We start from the raw sequence: 15,535 nt of genomic DNA, 5'->3' as shown, positions 1-15,535 counted from the left end.
CAAAATAAAATGAAAATAAAATTAAATCATAAACTTCTTACACTGCTTTTTATGGCCTGGTTTGGCCTGTATTTTGGGCAGAAAGTGGAATTTACCGTACCTAAAAGTATTGAAACATTACAGAATTCTATATTTTATTTCAGTAATGACTTTACAAAAGATGAAGCCAAAGCGGCGGCAGCATCTGATGACAATTTTTCAACTACTGTTGATCTTTATAATTTAAAATACGATACAGACTACAAAAACCCTTATCTGAAACTGGCATTGAAAAACGGAGCAAAACCTAAGCAGTTTATTCAGCAGGCAGTATGGAATGTAACCATGAAAAAAGTGTCCGGGAAAAGTACGAAAATCAGTGTTTTCCTTGAAACTGTTACTCCGGACCGTTGGTCAAAAAAAGATATTGACATAAAACAGACCCAGTCTACAGGAAAAGTAGAACAGGAAATCAAAGAATTTCTTTTAAATTATAATGAACCAAAGGTTTCTGAAGCTTTAGAAGCAGCGGCAGACGCAGCTGACGTAGCCGCTACAGAAGCTATGGCCACAGCTCAGGTTGCTGATTTTGAAGCCAGAAATTCAATAGAGAAGGTAACATCAAAAAAATTGCAAACCTTATTCGGTAAAAAGCAGTTTATTTCTCTGCCCTCAACATCCGGAACCTTTACGAAGCTTTTACAGATCCAACCCAGCGAACTTGAATGTGGAGATTGTAAAAACGGGAAATACTCCAGTTGGGATTTTGATGATTTTAATATGATCTACACTCAGATGACGACAGGATTAGAATATTATGCCCTGCAGTATTATGGCAGTCAAAAAGTTTCAGGATTACCGTATGGCCTGGTATTCAATGAAAGTTCACCCACAGAATGTAAAACAAAATTTGCAAGATATAATGCCCAGCTTTACCAGACAACGGTGGATACCGATGAAAACTCATCAAAGGCACTTACAGTAGTTACTTTTAAGATCAACAACAGTTTTGTTCGTCTTGAATTTGGAAATGAATATTTAACCAGACTTGTTATCTCAAATAAAGAATTCTAACCATGGCTGAAAAACATATTGTAGTACAGGGCGCGATGTGCAAATGTCAGTTTGGACAGGCCCCGGATAAACTTAAGGTGCTTACGCACCAAAAAGAATATGCAAACGATAAAAGTGCATCCAAAAAACTGATCGTTACCACAAAGGAAATAGGAGGTGCCACTTTTGAAAAAAATACATTTGGAAACTGTACAAAAAACGGGGGACCACCACCGCCATGCAAAATAATGGTTACCGAATGGCAGAAGTTTTATGATAAAGTACAGCTTAGCAATGGTGGGTTTATCATCCTTGAAGACAGTAAAGCGGTCTGTGCTGTGGCAGGAACTCCTTGTATTGAGATTATAGACCATGGGCAGAGAGCCGAAGCCGGCCAGCAGAATTTTAAGAATGCTGATAAAGATGTACAGCAGCAGATCAATCCTTTAGTGAATGCTGAAGAAATGTATAAAAAAGAACCTGTTTATGACACATCAGGTGATAATTCAAAGAATACGGGATGGCAAAAGGAATAAAGAAAATAAATATAGCTACAACTCAGGACAATACAAAAGTGGTAGTCACCCAGGGCGACTTTATAGGAGTTGAACCCGGAAAACCTATTTGGTTTAAAGTTTCAGAATGGTTTCCCGGTACCCCTGAAGCAGACAAAAAAAAGGAAGTGATCTGGATACGGCAAGACAGTGCACGGCAAAAAGTGATTAACCAGCTTAGAAGACCTGCGGGCTATGTATACTGCTATACATTCAGTAAAAAAGAATGTGGAGTTCTCTCTTATTATATAGAAGCAAGCCTGGGTGGAAAACCGGATAAAGTAAATAAAGTAGGAAAATATATCTTTGGACATTGCCCTCCGAGGATTGTAGACTCCAGATGGAGTACTCAGGAAGGGGGAAAAGATGTCAGACAGACATATTATTTCAGCTATGGACATATTATTCACCTTTACCTGGGAACAGAAGGGCTGAATGGAAGAAAAGATCTTATCGTTGAAATCTACAGAAGAATCAGAACAGGAGGAGGAGCAAAAGATGATCCTATGATGAGAAGATGGACAGATGTGGAGGTCAATAATGGGGAGATTAATGTGAAGGTTCAGAATACATCACAATGGAAAGGAACCATCAAGAATATAAAAAATATAGAAGAGCTGTATGTAAAGGTTAAAGATCCCAAGACCGGAAAATATATTGTAGATGATAATAATGATGACATTCACGCAAGGTTTTTAAGGATGCAAAATAACTTGGTGGCTGAAGCACCTCAGCCGCCTCAGAATGTTGTTCCTACCAAAATCTATGCACCGGATAAAAACCTGGCAAGGTATGAACCCTGCAAATTTGAAACAATACAGATCAGCGACATTGTTTTTGAAAAAGATAAAGAAGTTAAAAAGCCAATCATGCTTTTTAATAACGGGGTTGGCGTTAAAAATATAGCAGAAAGAGAAACCATACACGCGACTATTTTTTATGAGTTCAATTCTGCAATCATTGAAGGTGACGGAGAAAAGAAACTGAATAATATTCTTCGTTTTTTACTGGAACACCAACATTCTACAATAACTGTAGATGGATATGCCTGTGTGATTGGTAAGATGCAGTACAACCAAAGCCTTTCTCAGAAAAGATCAGATATTGTAAAGAAATTTTTTACGGACGGAGGACTGGACAGCAAAAGAATAAAATCCCTGGGAAAAGGGGAAGTCCATGCTACAGATGATAAAAACGGTAAGGACAACATCAAATATAAAGACGAAAAAGAATATAAAAATAACCGAAGAGTAGATATTTATTTTGATTATTATCCACATGATGCGAATACCATTATTTATCATACCATTGCACCTTCTTCATCCACCAAAAGGAATATAACGATAGATGTTTCGGCATTTGATACAAAAGCCTGTTTCAGGAATAATGATCTTCATACCAAAGAAATAAGATTACTGGATGTAGGTCAGGCTATTGATGCCGGAGATAAGGAGAAAAAATTTGCCCCACCCACATTCGATTATCCGATATATTCAGATTTATCCAGAGCAAATGCTCTTCCGCTGCAGTATATCTGGCCGGAAGCAACCACTCCGAATAAAATACAGATGTATGCCCACAGCTGTAGATTTTATAGCAATAAAAAACGTACGACGGTTTTAATAAAAGCCTATCCTGATATCAAATGGGATTTCCATTTTTTCCTGAATCTGAGTAATGATCTAAGCGTTAAATGGCAAAATCTTTCTGCTGCAAAGCATAAGGAGATGCAGAGCAAAGCCGGAAAAATAGGAGCTGAAAAAAGATGGAAACAGACCGAAATAGATTTTGGGGTAACAATGGAAGCCAACTGGGACAGAACAGCCGCGGATAAATATAACGGTCATGCTGATGCCACCTTAAAATTTGAGGATAAAATAAAGTGGATGTATAAAGTCTTTAGCTCACTGAAAGAATTTTCAAAAGGAGTGACAGACCAAACCAAAGGTAAAATCAGGAAAAATAGTTTTACCAGTAAAATGCCGTTAACAATAGAAATGAAACCACCCAATTTCTGTCTGGGAGCAGAATGGATGCTGGAAAGAGGGAAGAAAAATAAAAAATCCCTTTCTACTATTGGAACAGATCTGGAGTTTTATTTCAAAGCTTCCCCGATTGTAGGTATTGAAATGACTATAGACCTCCTTGATATGCTGATTCAGGCCGGAGTAGGAGTGGTAAGCGGAGGAACCGCCAATGTAGCTGCTAAACTGATCCTTGATGAGGTGAGAGCCTGGCTGGCTGATGAAGACCATCCTATATCTCTGAATATGTATATTGACCTGAAGCTCTTTGGAAATCTTTCCGGAGAGTCAAAAATTCATTTTAATACCAATTCAGACGAAAGTAAAGGAAATGGAAAACTGGAAACTCAGATTGGTATTGAATTGGATGCCGGTATTGAGGTAAAAGCAAAATTTGTAATCATTGTGGCTGAAGCCTATGCCGAAGGTAAAATAAAAGCAACCGGTAAAGCAACTGCTACTTTTGGACATAATCTTATCTATGACCAGAAGAGCAGCACCCAGAAAACTTTATACTACAAACCGGATGTAAAGTTTGATGGTCTGGTAGCCACCGTAGTCGTGAAAGCAAGTGTTGGTTTATATATTAAAAAAGGAATTTTAAAAGGAGACCGGAAAATGGATTTGGCGGATTTTGATAAAACATACGAAATCCTTCCGGAATTCGATGTTATAGAAAAGCTGGAGAAATATACCGGATTCTCTCCAACGATACCGTTCATTCAGCAGGGATAATATGAAAAAAATAATAGTAACAGGTGTGCTTATGCTGTTTAATTTCTGCAGCTCACAGTCAAAAACAGATCTGACAGCTTTACAATTGGGAGCTGCCAATGAAATAGTGATCAAAAATACCACTAAGCAAGTTGACCTTGAACAGACCACTGGATTTCCCTATTATAATACCTACAAAGTAGACCAATATCAATATGGAGATATCAGTTTTGTGCAGGATTACCCCAAAGAAAGAAAGTACATAAAAAGTGAGGTCGGATTTTTAGTAGAAAACCAGAAGCAGAATGCACTGTCAGGATATTATATAATGACCAAAAACTTTAAGGAAAGTGACGCATTGTCGGCTGCATTGAAGAAAAAATATGGTGAGCCTAAAATAATTATTGAAGCTACCGACAGATGGCCATATTCGGGGTATTACTGGCAGGGTACTAAAGATGGGTTTGATATTATGCTGGAGCAGGTGAAAAAGAAAATTAGTGTTGATCAGAAAGAAATAAAAGGTTTTGAAACCAACCTTTATTTTATAAAAACAGGATCACATTACGGAAATATGAAAGACAGAGAGACTGTATTGCAGAGCTTTATAACCAGACATGAACAATAATATGAAAAATTTAAAATACGCATTAATACCAATAATCTGTATGGGATTTACATCATGTAACCAACAGGACAAGAAAAGCAGTGAAGCCCAAATTGAAGCCCGGAATGATACTCAAACGGGACCTTTCAATCTTGCTGCTCTGACGATGGGACAAAATATCAATGATATTTTAAAATCGGGAGGAATGACCTCTAAAGATACCGTACAAACCGATGAGGTAACTCTGATTGGAAATGAGAGATTAGCTTTTTCTTCAGAAGCATTATTACATTTTAACGGGATCAGTTTAGACGGTAAAAACAATAAAAACATCAATAAAGTGATTTTACACTTTGGAAAAGTAGATCAGGAAATTGGACCTCTCGCTAATGAAAAGGATGACGAGCTGGGAATGTACCAGCTGGATATTTATACTGAACCTGAAAAAAAAGCTCTTTTTGAAAACTTAAACAAAACCCTTCAGAAACCTGTTTTTACCACAGTACATGAAAGTTTTGAATCAGACGTCAAAGACAATGAGATCATACAGACTCAAAATAAATTCAGACAGGAAGTGGCCATATGGAAAAATAAAGGAATGATCTATTATTATTGTGAAACCAAAATAGATAATAAACCTGATGAATACAGATGTAACTTATTTGTGTTTAAAAATAAAGAATGGAAAGATCTGCTGAAAGGATCAGGATATCAGGATCTCGATAAAATTTCTCTTAATTGATCCGAACAGATAATATTTCAATTTCAATAAAATAAAACCAGTAAAAAAATAGTATATATTTCCCATGCAGCAGCCTTATTATGTAATTGACTTCAGTGCATCAGCATGTATGTTTGAGATCAGGATTAATGATTATCCGGTTATCCATATGAATGCTACCAATCAGGTATCTACCATGATCCCTGTTAACTATGCCCTACTGGAAAAAGGAAAACAGACGATAACAGCCTCTATTTTACCGGTGGCAGGGCAAACCGAAATTGATAAACAGGCTGAGCTGAAATTCAATATCAAGCTTTTTGATGTTACCAATAATTTTGTGTTTGATAGACAGTTTGGAGACTATCAGTCTAAACCCGTAGAAGATAAAAAATTACCGGTGATCAGGTATGAAAGTTCGTTTGATGCCGATGTTCCTTATAAGCTTACTGCATGGCAGGACGGAATGAACCTTAAGGATGTTAAAGACTGCCGGGAAAAACTGGATCTGGCTTATAATAAAATCATCAGGCTGATTCAGAATGCCAAATATGATGAGTATAAGAAACTCATTCTAAGAAGAGAAGGAAATATGGCTCAGTCGATGTATCTGTCTCCACAGGAATCCGAAGGAAGATTCAAAGAATTACTTAATGAGTTTATGGGAGGCATGAAAATTCAGCCGATACCTGCTGATGCCATGATGATCCTGTATGCAGACAACAGAACAGCTGTTTTAAAAAGGCCAAATGGTGATGCCGCATTATATTTAATAGATCCTAAAACACAGGAAGAGCTGATGCTCGATATTACCTTCTATATTCCGCAGGGAAAAAATGAATTTGAGATCATATAATCTTGGAAATAAAATGTATTTTTGAAGGCCATCCCCATTCTTAATGAATGTTTTAATGGGCTTTCAATATCCAAATCATCTATGAAGAGCGAAAAGAAAACGTCATATACGGGATACATTGTTCTGGGAATAATAGGATTTTGTTTTCTCTATTTTATTCTGTGGACTATTTTTAAAGAGAAAATGCCGTTACATAAGTATCTGTATGAAATATCCAGTAATTATGATGCTTATGCAGAAAAAGCATTGTTTATTTTTCCTGTAGTATTTTTTGTTTTCATTTTTCTTACCTTAATGAAATCTACTTCTGCTAAACGTTTTTTAAGGTTGCAGGCATCTCTTCCAACCTCGAAAATAAAATCCTTAGCTAAAGGACTTGTAGAAGTGGAAGGAACATTGGTCATGAAAAACCCTTTACTTTCTCCGGTAGACAATGAAACCTGTATCGGGTATTATTATACCATTGAAGATATTGATAAAGATTCAGACGGTAAAGAATCTTACAGAACGATACATAGAGAAACCCAGTGTAATCCTTTTCAGATAAAAGATGAAACGGGAATTATAGAGGTAGAACCCGAAGGAATTGAATTGATCCTTCTCGGAGAAACAAATATTGGCAGCAACAATAGTAAAAGACACAAAGAAACCCTTCTGAAAGACGGTCAGAAAATGTTGTTGGTAGGCTATGCCGATGTTAAAAACGGACAGCCATTTATCAGAAAAGACGACCATTATAAAGTGCTGGGAATCACCTCTGCATCAGGAATCACGGTATGGAATAAATATCAGCCGTTGTTGAGGTCTTTTCTGTTTACCTGTTCCGTTATCCTTTTAATAATCATATTTATATTTACACAATAATGAACCAAACTGTTGCAATTATATTACTGATCCTACTGGGTGTTGCCGTTATAAGCTTCTTCATCAATTTGTATAATAAGCTGGTGATGCTCAAATTCAATGTAGAAAAAGCCTACGGTAATATTGATGTGGTTTTGAAACAAAGAGCAGATGAAATTCCTAATCTGGTGAACGTAGCCAAACACTTTATGAGCTATGAAGAAAAGCTGCTTACACGCCTTACAGAACTGAGAACCTTTTATAACAGTACTACAGATGCTGATAAAAAGACCGAACTGGCCAATGAAACTTCAAAGGCTTTATCTTCATTCTTTGCCGTTTCTGAAAACTACCCGGAGCTTGCTTCCAATAACAACTTTTTGGAACTGCAGAAAAGAATTTCTGAACTTGAAAACAAAATAGCCGACAGAAGAGAATTTTTTAACGACAGTATTAACCTTTACAATATAGGAATTCATGAATTCCCCAATGTAATACTGGCAAAAATGCTGGGTTATAAAGACAAAACTTTACTGGAAGTAACAAACGCCGAAAAACAATATGACGGAGTTCAGTTTTAATACCTTTTTCGGACTCGAAAAACAAATGGCAGAATATCCTGAAGTCGCGATATTTGGAGCCCTGTTTTTACCTTTGCTTTTATTTATCCCTGTAGCTGTAATAGGCTGGATATTCAGAAAGCTGAAATTCAATATGTATATTATTCATGTATTGCTGTATACGCTGATGTTTACCTTTGTTATAGGAGCTCTTGCCGTATTTATACTCTTCTTTATCACGGATAGAAACGGTGTGAAATTAGCGTATTGCTGGCTCACTGTATTGATAGGGATGTTCTTTTTCAGTATGATGAATACCAATACCATTACCAAAATGTTTACCGATTGGTCAAAGATTATTAAAGAGAAGGATAGCAAGTGATTGAGGAAAGATAAAGAATAAAGAGTGCAATTCACGGCTGCTTGGTCAGATCAGCCTGCGGCTATTTCTTAGGTTTAAACATTTTAAAAATAAGCCTTTGCGTCAAAATTAATACTGCATTCAGGAACAAGAGAATCTCTGTATTGGCAAACACGAAAGGCATAAAATAAAGGCTGGTCTCTGAAAATAGAGACCAGCCTTACTTATTGTTATCAATTCAAGATTATTTTACCAAAAACTGCATCGTTGTATTATCCAGTTTCAAAATATAAATTCCCTGACCAAGATTTTGGGTCTTAATAGAATTTCCATTTTTAAAAGGCTGAGTAACCGTTTGCATTACTTTCCCCTGTACATTATAAATCTCTGCTTTTTTGATATGCTGTACATCTCCACTTACAAAGATTTCCTGATTAGTAATCGGGTTAGGAGAGATTTTAAAATTTTGAACTTTTGTTTCTAAAGCTGCAGTTTGAGCATTTCTGGCAGTTCCACCAGGATAACATGTCCATTTAAGATCGTCAATAGCAATTCTGTTACTTGCAGAACCATTAACCAGACTTACAGTTACATTACCAGAAACATCAATATTGTTAATCGTAGTAGTCGTTACCGTTGCACTGTAAGGAATACTTCCTACTGTGGTTCCGTTTACTTTTACATCAAGATTTCCATTACTTCCGGAAAACTTCAGCTGGGTAGTTACTGTTAAAGAACCAATACCATTGCCTGAATTACCTGATGTTAAAGAACCGCTTCTTATGGTAATGGCTTTATTGTTGATCGTTTGGTCTGTTCTGGCATCAGTAGCTGTCCAGGAGATCCCGCCGTTGCTCCATGTTCTTGTAGAATAAGAGGCACTGGTGGCAGGGATGGTTTCAAAAGTTTCATTGACACAGTCTGTAGATGGATTGGTTGATCCTGCATTGGTTGTTCCTGAAACAGTAGAGCTGTTTGCGGAAGAATTTCCAGCAGCATCTTTAGCAACCACATAGAAAGTATAGGTAGTAGAAGGGTTGAGACCTGAAATAGTAGCTGTAGTAGAATTTACTGTAGTATTCAGGCTTCCGTTCATATAAACAGCATAAGAAGAAACACCTACGTTATCAGAAGAAGCATTCCATCCAAGAGAAATACTGTTAGATGTTTTTCCGCTAACCGCTAACCCTGTAGCCGTTGTTGGAGCCTGTGTATCATTGCTTGGCTGTTGAGATCCCCAGATAAGATTCACATAGCTTGGATTATCAATAAACGGGTTTCTATTACCCTGGTAAGTATAGGATGCATTATTTCTGTTGATTTCAGCCTGAGAAACAGGATCCTGGTTGTTCCAGGCTAAAAGAACATTAAGCTCCCATGTCTGTAAGCCCGGAAATGCAGAACTTCCCAGCATATTTCCTGAAGAAAAAGAAGAAAGCTTACTCTGATAGCGGGTTACAAAATAAAAGATCATACGTGCCACATCACCTTTAAACTCATCGATCGGTTCGAAAACAGTTCCTGAATATCCTGAAGATGTAGAATTTCCAAGCTTAGATCCGTTTTTAGATGTAAAAGTAGCACTTCCCACCTGTCCGAAAGGATAATTACTTCTCATACCGTTTACCTTTCCGTCAGTAGCTCTGATGAAATGAATATCAGAAACCATAGGGGAAGATTGATTAAATAAACTTTGAGGAACAATATGCTCTCTGTTATAGCAATTTCCTTCCGTAGAATAAGTACCACACTGATTGGTGCCCGGTGTATAGTTATAAGGATCTGCTCCTACAGGCTTTTCTGAGTAAATATCAAGGATAGACCCATCATTTTCATAATTCTTGTCAATATCAGTGGTTTTATACCCGGTCCACAATCCGTTGTAACCTTTATCCTGATGTCCATTGGTAATAATGGTGCTTAATTCCGTTTTCAAAGCAGCACCGCTCAGTCCGTTGGCAGAATTGTAATATCCTGCAGGAGCCTGAGCATTGGCAAGGCCTGCAAAAACAGAAAATAAAATGATTTTTTTCATACTAATATTATTTCCAGCAAGAATACTACATTTTTATGAATAAAAAATTACATAATTATTAATTTTCAATAAGCAATATTGTGCTTTGCATAATAAGCGATTAAGTAGTATTGTTCATTAAAATAGGATAGAGGTGCAAGGAGAATTTTTTAGCTAATCTGTATGTAAAAATAGGATAAGTGATGAAAGTCTGCATCATAATTCAACAGGATCAGACTTCAGTTTTGTTTGTTAATTAAAATCATTCTGTATCAGAGTTATTCTAAACCTGTTCTTATAGCCATCATAAAAAATGCCGGCACAAATGTACCGGCATCTATAATAAGTGCTTTAATTTATTTCCTTTGTGGCGGATAATTTTTCATGATCTCAGCAAGAATTTCCGGAATTTGTCTCTGTTTGGATTTTGGTGAATCCACAGAAATCCCACTTCCGATACCTTGCCAAACTAATTTGTTTGTTTTTGAATCGATAAGATCTACGATTAATGCCCCTTCATTATAATTGCTGGTCCATGTTCTGCTCATTCCTACGCCCCATCCGAACGGGCCTCCCCAGCCCCACATTCCGTAAGGTGATGAAGAATTGATATCCGTTACTTTTTTATGATTGGCTTTTACGTTGACAATCAGATCAGGATTTTCTCCGGACTGAAGTCCTTTGCTTTGAAGCTGTCTTGATAATTCATTCAAAACCCTGTCTTTATCAATATCATTCAATTTCAAATCATCAATTCTTATTTTATAGGTTTTATAAGAATTGAAATTGGCTGTTTCAGCATAATCAGAACGTACCTGAAAAGGGCTACATGAAGTAAGACCTAATGTAGCAGAAGCCAACAAGATAAAAATATATTTTTTCATTTTATTTATTTTTTTTTATCGTTTTTAATGAATGTATCTGTCTTTTTATCATACCCGTAAGGACAGTGTCTGCAGCCGCTTTTACAGCAATGTCCTCTTTTCAGATGAAATTTTTCTGTAAAAACCTTGTATCCCTGTTCGTTGTAGTAAAAGTCCTCACCTTCTTTGATGTCAAAATGGGCCATAAGTTAAACGTTAGTCAAAAAACTTTTTATATTTGTTGTTATGATAATTGTATGCCAAAAGCCTTTAAAAAAATTAAAAATTAACGGCATTGCTCTCTTTCCCTTTATCTTCATTAGGAAACCCGAAGATAAGGAAAATAAAGTACTTATCAATCACGAAAAGATCCATTTAAGACAGCAGCTGGAGATGCTTATTATTTTCTTTTATATTTTCTATGTCATCGAATATTATTATTGGCTGTTCAAATTTAAAAATGGATATCTGGCCTATAAAAGGATTTCATTTGAAAGAGAAGCTTACGCAAGAGAAAAAGATTTGAATTATCTCAAAACAAGAAAACTGTGGGGGTTTTGGAAATATATAAAATGATAAAGCTCTGTTTTTTATTTTTCCATTCATTATCAAAATCCTGTTGAGTTTTCTGGGGCTTAAAATATTTGTCGTGATTTCTCTTGATATCATAGAGAATAGCATTACCTATTAAGTTCTTTTGTAAGAATCAGGTATTACTAAATTACAATATAATCTGATTATGTACCAGAGCTTATCCCATTCAATAGAAGTGGACTTTAGCCCGCTTATAAATAAACATTCAACCATTGGCTTTAGCTAAAACCTAGTAAATAGATTCTTCAACGAAAATACCCCATCAGAATTTCGACAGGTGTTGAAACCTATAAGGAAATAAATCTTTTGTTATTTTTGTAATCAATAAACCTTGAGTAGTTCAAAAATAAACATGTTATTACAACTTCCCACAGAACCTGTTCCCATTCAGGAAATTTTCACTGATAAAAAGGTGAGCCTTTTTATCAAAAGAGAAGACCTTATTCATCCTCAAGTTTCAGGAAATAAATACTGGAAACTTTTCTATAATATCAATAAGTATCTTGAAAAAAATCCTGAAAACCCTTATGTTATTACCTTTGGAGGGGCCTTCTCGAATCATATTTCTGCAGTTTCTGCTGCAGGGAACATGGCGGGTATTCCAACATTGGGAATTATAAGAGGGGAAGAGCTGCAGAATAAATGGCGGGATAATCCTACTTTGGTTTTTGCCAAAAGAAATGGGATGAACCTGAAATTTGTCACCCGTGAGGAGTACCGCCATAAAGAAAAACTCACTGAATTCCTGCAACAGGAGTTCCCTGATGCGTTGATCGTTCCGGAAGGAGGCACCAATAAAGAGGCCGTGGAGGGGATAAAAATGATGCTCAATGAGCAAACAAAAGATTTTGACTATCTTTGCACCGCAGTGGGAACAGGAGGAACCATTGCCGGAATCTCAAAATTTTGTGAAGAAAATCAGAACGTTATAGGATTTAAGGTCGTTGACGATACTTCACTGGAGAAGAAAATAGGAGAATTAACTTTGAAACATAATTTTAATCTAATAGATTCAAGTTTTGGAGGTTATGGTAAAATAAATGATGAAAACATTCGTTTTATCAATGATTTTAAAGAGAAATATAATATTCCTTTAGAACCGATTTATACAGGAAAGATGATGCAGAGGGTTTTTGAATTGATGGAGCAAGACTACTTTCCTGAAAACAGCAGGATATTGTGCTTTCATACAGGAGGATTACAGGGGATTGAGGGAGCAAATCTGCTTTTAGAAAAACAGAATAGAAATTTAATTATATAAGTAAAATTGAAAAACATGAAAAGACTTTTCTTATTAATAAGCCTTTTAGTTTTATCAAAATTTTCTGCCCAAAGTTGGGCAACTGAAGATCAGTATATCCAAAAATTCGCTAAATATGCGGTAGAGGAGATGGAAAAATATAAAATTCCGGCTTCTATTACCCTTGCTCAGGGACTGCTGGAAACAGGAGGAGGGCAAAGCAGACTGGCGCTGGAGGGTAAAAACCACTTTGGAATAAAATGCAAGGAAGATTGGACAGGTAAAACAATGAAACATACAGATGATGCACCTAATGAATGCTTCCGTGTGTATGAAGATCCAAGACAGTCTTATGAAGACCATTCCATATTTTTATCTACAAGGAAATACTACGCCAATCTTTTTAATCTGGATATGAAGGATTATAGAGCCTGGGCTTATGGTCTTAAAAAAGCGGGATATGCCACCAATCCACGTTATGCTTCCATCCTGATTACTAAAATTGAAAAATACAGATTATACGAATACGACAATACCAGTTCTAATGAAGTATTGTATGCCGTTCTAAAAATGTATCCGGATCTTAAGGATGACAGAGCTTTCATGGCACAGCTTGAACCTTCAAAAATGGGTAAAAAGGCTAAAGATCCTGTTACTGTAGAAGTTCCTTACAAGCAAACCTCTTATGCACAGCAGCAGAAAAGAGTGGAGAGAATCAAAACAAAAGCGGAGATTCTTAATTCTATTCTAATCAAAAGCCATCCAAATGATGGTCTGAAGTATATTGTTATTCCTGAAGATACTAACGTACAGTTTATTGCCAATAAATTTAAAGTGAGCGAAAGCAGACTGATGAAATGGAATGAGCTGGAAAATGATGTATTAAAGAAAAACGATATTGTTTTCCTTGAGTCTAAAAACTCTTCGGGAAATACGGCCACTTACAAGGCTGCATCAGGGGAAGATATGCATGATATCGCCCAGAAATTCGGAATCAAATTACATAAATTATATGCTAAAAACAGAATGGATGAAGGACAGCAGCCATCTGCAGGACAGTTAATTTATTTAATAGATAAAAAACCAAGAAATTAATTTTTGTTGATAAAGGATCATTAACGGTTAATTATTAACTGTTGATCAATGCTTGTCAACCCGTAACTAATATATGAAGTATCAAAGAAGTTCGGCTTTATTTGATGAAGCCTACAAATACATTCCGGGAGGAGTAAACTCTCCGGTTCGCGCATTCAAATCAGTGGGAGGAGTTCCTGTTTTCATGAAATCGGCAAAAGGAGCTTACCTTACCGATGCAGATGATAATACGTATATCGATTACATCAATTCATGGGGCCCTGCCATCTTAGGACATACCCATCCTGAAGTTTTGGAAGAACTGAAAATTCAGGCTGAGAAAGGTTTTTCTTTCGGTGCTCCTACAGAACTGGAAACAGAAATTGCAAAATTTATCATTGAAAATGTACCTAATATTGACCAGATCAGAATGGTTTCTTCAGGAACTGAGGCATGTATGAGTGCCATCAGACTGGCAAGAGGGTATACAGGAAGAGATAAAATTGTAAAATTTGAAGGTTGCTACCACGGACATTCAGATTCATTCCTGATTAAAGCAGGAAGTGGAGCTGCTACCTTCGGAAATCCCAATTCTCCGGGAGTAACAGCAGGAACAGCTAAAGATACTTTATTAGCCCGTTATAATGATTTTGAACAGGTTGAAGATCTGTTCCGTCATAATCAGGGTGAAATTGCAGCAGTGATCATCGAGCCTGTTGCAGGAAATATGGGTTGTGTTTTACCCGAAAATAATTTTCTTCAAAATTTAAGAAGAATCTGTGACGAAAATGGGGCTTTACTTATTTTTGATGAAGTAATGACCGGTTTCAGATTGGCTTTTGGTGGAGCTCAGGAGCTTTTCAATGTGAAAGCTGACCTGGTAACCTATGGAAAGGTAATCGGTGGAGGTCTGCCGGTAGGTGCTTTTGCCGGAAGAAATGAAATTATGGATCATCTGGCTCCAAAAGGAGGCGTGTATCAGGCTGGAACGTTAAGTGGAAATCCACTGGCTATGAGAGCAGGATTAAAAACCCTTCAGCTTATTAAAAATGATTCGGAATTCTTCAACAGACTGAATAAAACAACAGAAACTTTAGATTTTGAAATTGGAAAAATTTTAAATGAAAAAGGAATTGCTCATAAGATCAACAGAAATGGGTCTATGATGTCTGTATTCTTCCATATCAACAGCGTTTCAAATTTTGATGAAGCTCAGGAAGCCAATCATTCATTATTTAATAACTTCTTCCATCAGATGCTGCAACATGGAGTGTATCTTCCACCAAGCGGATATGAAACTTATTTCATCAGCGATGCGATCAAGGAGAAAGAAATTGATATGACGCTGGAAGCAGTAAGGAAATTTGAATATTCTAATAAATAATAAAAAAGACCGGATTTTAATCTGGTCTTTTTTTTGGGTAACCAGACTCAATCTATCAATTTTTTTAAAGGGGAATCTCTACTTCTAGAGTTAA

At 36.4% G+C, this 15,535-nt stretch carries 16 protein-coding genes; 13 read left to right on the top strand and 3 right to left on the bottom strand.

Going from position 1 to position 15,535, the window contains the following annotated elements:
• Nucleotides 1–9: 9 nt before the first annotated feature.
• The 9 genes from B8967_RS05535 to B8967_RS05495 all read left to right on the top strand — a co-directional run bounded on the left by B8967_RS05535 (nucleotide 10) and on the right by B8967_RS05495 (nucleotide 8,293).
• Nucleotides 10–1,053 (top strand): hypothetical protein, encoded by a 1,044-nt coding sequence (locus tag B8967_RS05535; protein ID WP_084085059.1) that lies wholly within the window; start codon nucleotides 10–12, stop codon nucleotides 1,051–1,053.
• Nucleotides 1,054–1,055: 2 nt separating this feature from the next.
• A complete protein-coding gene (locus tag B8967_RS05530) occupies nucleotides 1,056–1,568 on the top strand; it encodes a DUF4280 domain-containing protein (protein WP_047492247.1) in 513 nt (170 codons plus the stop codon).
• Nucleotides 1,553–4,345, top strand: coding sequence for an OmpA family protein (locus tag B8967_RS05525; protein WP_047492251.1), 2,793 nt, complete (start codon nucleotides 1,553–1,555; stop codon nucleotides 4,343–4,345). Before B8967_RS05530 ends, B8967_RS05525 begins: the two co-directional genes overlap by 16 nt.
• Before the next feature lies 1 nt (nucleotide 4,346).
• The gene (locus tag B8967_RS05520) at nucleotides 4,347–4,952 is read left to right on the top strand and encodes a hypothetical protein (RefSeq protein ID WP_084085057.1); all 606 of its coding nucleotides are present in this window, start codon (nucleotides 4,347–4,349) and stop codon (nucleotides 4,950–4,952) included.
• Between the two features lies 1 nt (nucleotide 4,953).
• The gene (locus tag B8967_RS05515) at nucleotides 4,954–5,673 is read left to right on the top strand and encodes a hypothetical protein (protein WP_143330476.1); all 720 of its coding nucleotides are present in this window, start codon (nucleotides 4,954–4,956) and stop codon (nucleotides 5,671–5,673) included.
• A gap of 64 nt (nucleotides 5,674–5,737) precedes the next feature.
• Nucleotides 5,738–6,508, top strand: coding sequence for a hypothetical protein (locus tag B8967_RS05510; protein WP_084085055.1), 771 nt, complete (start codon nucleotides 5,738–5,740; stop codon nucleotides 6,506–6,508).
• A gap of 81 nt (nucleotides 6,509–6,589) precedes the next feature.
• The gene (locus B8967_RS05505) at nucleotides 6,590–7,372 is read left to right on the top strand and encodes a hypothetical protein (RefSeq protein ID WP_084085053.1); all 783 of its coding nucleotides are present in this window, start codon (nucleotides 6,590–6,592) and stop codon (nucleotides 7,370–7,372) included.
• Complete coding sequence (locus tag B8967_RS05500; RefSeq protein WP_047492265.1) at nucleotides 7,372–7,932, top strand: LemA family protein; 561 nt, start codon at nucleotides 7,372–7,374, stop codon at nucleotides 7,930–7,932. The genes B8967_RS05505 and B8967_RS05500 overlap by 1 nt, the downstream gene beginning before the upstream one ends.
• Nucleotides 7,913–8,293: a hypothetical protein gene (locus B8967_RS05495; RefSeq protein WP_084085051.1), complete on the top strand. Its 381-nt coding sequence runs from the start codon at nucleotides 7,913–7,915 to the stop codon at nucleotides 8,291–8,293. The genes B8967_RS05500 and B8967_RS05495 overlap by 20 nt, the downstream gene beginning before the upstream one ends.
• A 223-nt stretch (nucleotides 8,294–8,516) precedes the next feature.
• Here B8967_RS05495 and B8967_RS05490 read toward each other — a convergent pair whose 3' ends face one another.
• The 3 genes from B8967_RS05490 to B8967_RS05480 form a co-directional block, all read right to left on the bottom strand.
• Nucleotides 8,517–10,307: an endonuclease gene (locus tag B8967_RS05490; protein WP_084085049.1), complete on the bottom strand. Its 1,791-nt coding sequence runs from the start codon at nucleotides 10,305–10,307 to the stop codon at nucleotides 8,517–8,519.
• A 335-nt stretch (nucleotides 10,308–10,642) separates the two neighbouring features.
• The gene (locus tag B8967_RS05485) at nucleotides 10,643–11,170 is read right to left on the bottom strand and encodes a DUF4136 domain-containing protein (RefSeq protein WP_047492272.1); all 528 of its coding nucleotides are present in this window, start codon (nucleotides 11,168–11,170) and stop codon (nucleotides 10,643–10,645) included.
• Nucleotides 11,171–11,175: 5 nt separating this feature from the next.
• A complete protein-coding gene (locus tag B8967_RS05480; RefSeq protein ID WP_084085047.1) occupies nucleotides 11,176–11,355 on the bottom strand; it encodes a DUF5522 domain-containing protein in 180 nt (59 codons plus the stop codon).
• A gap of 40 nt (nucleotides 11,356–11,395) precedes the next feature.
• On the opposite strand from B8967_RS05480, the gene B8967_RS22650 reads away from it, so the two are divergent.
• The 4 genes from B8967_RS22650 (at nucleotide 11,396) to hemL (ending at nucleotide 15,441) form a co-directional block, all read left to right on the top strand.
• Entirely contained in the window at nucleotides 11,396–11,725 is a 330-nt protein-coding gene (locus B8967_RS22650; protein ID WP_084085045.1) for a hypothetical protein, read from the top strand.
• 370 nt (nucleotides 11,726–12,095) lie between these two features.
• On the top strand, nucleotides 12,096–13,004 hold the full coding sequence (locus tag B8967_RS05470; RefSeq protein ID WP_084085044.1) for a 1-aminocyclopropane-1-carboxylate deaminase/D-cysteine desulfhydrase: 909 nt from the start codon (nucleotides 12,096–12,098) through the stop codon (nucleotides 13,002–13,004).
• Between the two features lie 15 nt (nucleotides 13,005–13,019).
• The gene (locus B8967_RS05465; RefSeq protein ID WP_047492285.1) at nucleotides 13,020–14,078 is read left to right on the top strand and encodes a glucosaminidase domain-containing protein; all 1,059 of its coding nucleotides are present in this window, start codon (nucleotides 13,020–13,022) and stop codon (nucleotides 14,076–14,078) included.
• A 73-nt stretch (nucleotides 14,079–14,151) separates the two neighbouring features.
• Nucleotides 14,152–15,441, top strand: coding sequence for a glutamate-1-semialdehyde 2,1-aminomutase (gene hemL, locus B8967_RS05460; RefSeq protein WP_084085042.1), 1,290 nt, complete (start codon nucleotides 14,152–14,154; stop codon nucleotides 15,439–15,441).
• Nucleotides 15,442–15,535: the final 94 nt, after the last annotated feature.

Source organism: Chryseobacterium sp. YR221 (assembly GCF_900176315.1).
Lineage (GTDB): Bacteria > Bacteroidota > Bacteroidia > Flavobacteriales > Weeksellaceae > Chryseobacterium > Chryseobacterium rhizosphaerae.
The sequence above is the reverse complement of the archived record's forward strand: the minus strand, read 5'-3'. Positions and strand labels throughout refer to the sequence as shown.

Excerpts from the sequence above, each read along its gene's own strand:
- B8967_RS05485 (WP_047492272.1), bottom strand. The coding sequence starts at position 11,170 with ATGAAAAAATATATTTTTATCTTGTTGGCTTCTGCTACATTAGGTCTT.
- hemL (WP_084085042.1), top strand. The coding sequence starts at position 14,152 with ATGAAGTATCAAAGAAGTTCGGCTTTATTTGATGAAGCCTACAAATAC.
- B8967_RS05520 (WP_084085057.1), top strand. The coding sequence starts at position 4,347 with ATGAAAAAAATAATAGTAACAGGTGTGCTTATGCTGTTTAATTTCTGC.
- B8967_RS05510 (WP_084085055.1), top strand. The coding sequence starts at position 5,738 with ATGCAGCAGCCTTATTATGTAATTGACTTCAGTGCATCAGCATGTATG.
- B8967_RS05470 (WP_084085044.1), top strand. The coding sequence starts at position 12,096 with ATGTTATTACAACTTCCCACAGAACCTGTTCCCATTCAGGAAATTTTC.
- B8967_RS05505 (WP_084085053.1), top strand. The coding sequence starts at position 6,590 with ATGAAGAGCGAAAAGAAAACGTCATATACGGGATACATTGTTCTGGGA.
- B8967_RS05535 (WP_084085059.1), top strand. The coding sequence starts at position 10 with ATGAAAATAAAATTAAATCATAAACTTCTTACACTGCTTTTTATGGCC.
- B8967_RS05480 (WP_084085047.1), bottom strand. The coding sequence starts at position 11,355 with ATGGCCCATTTTGACATCAAAGAAGGTGAGGACTTTTACTACAACGAA.
- B8967_RS05530 (WP_047492247.1), top strand. The coding sequence starts at position 1,056 with ATGGCTGAAAAACATATTGTAGTACAGGGCGCGATGTGCAAATGTCAG.
- B8967_RS05465 (WP_047492285.1), top strand. The coding sequence starts at position 13,020 with ATGAAAAGACTTTTCTTATTAATAAGCCTTTTAGTTTTATCAAAATTT.
- B8967_RS05525 (WP_047492251.1), top strand. The coding sequence starts at position 1,553 with ATGGCAAAAGGAATAAAGAAAATAAATATAGCTACAACTCAGGACAAT.
- B8967_RS05515 (WP_143330476.1), top strand. The coding sequence starts at position 4,954 with ATGAAAAATTTAAAATACGCATTAATACCAATAATCTGTATGGGATTT.
- B8967_RS22650 (WP_084085045.1), top strand. The coding sequence starts at position 11,396 with ATGATAATTGTATGCCAAAAGCCTTTAAAAAAATTAAAAATTAACGGC.
- B8967_RS05495 (WP_084085051.1), top strand. The coding sequence starts at position 7,913 with ATGACGGAGTTCAGTTTTAATACCTTTTTCGGACTCGAAAAACAAATG.
- B8967_RS05490 (WP_084085049.1), bottom strand. The coding sequence starts at position 10,307 with ATGAAAAAAATCATTTTATTTTCTGTTTTTGCAGGCCTTGCCAATGCT.
- B8967_RS05500 (WP_047492265.1), top strand. The coding sequence starts at position 7,372 with ATGAACCAAACTGTTGCAATTATATTACTGATCCTACTGGGTGTTGCC.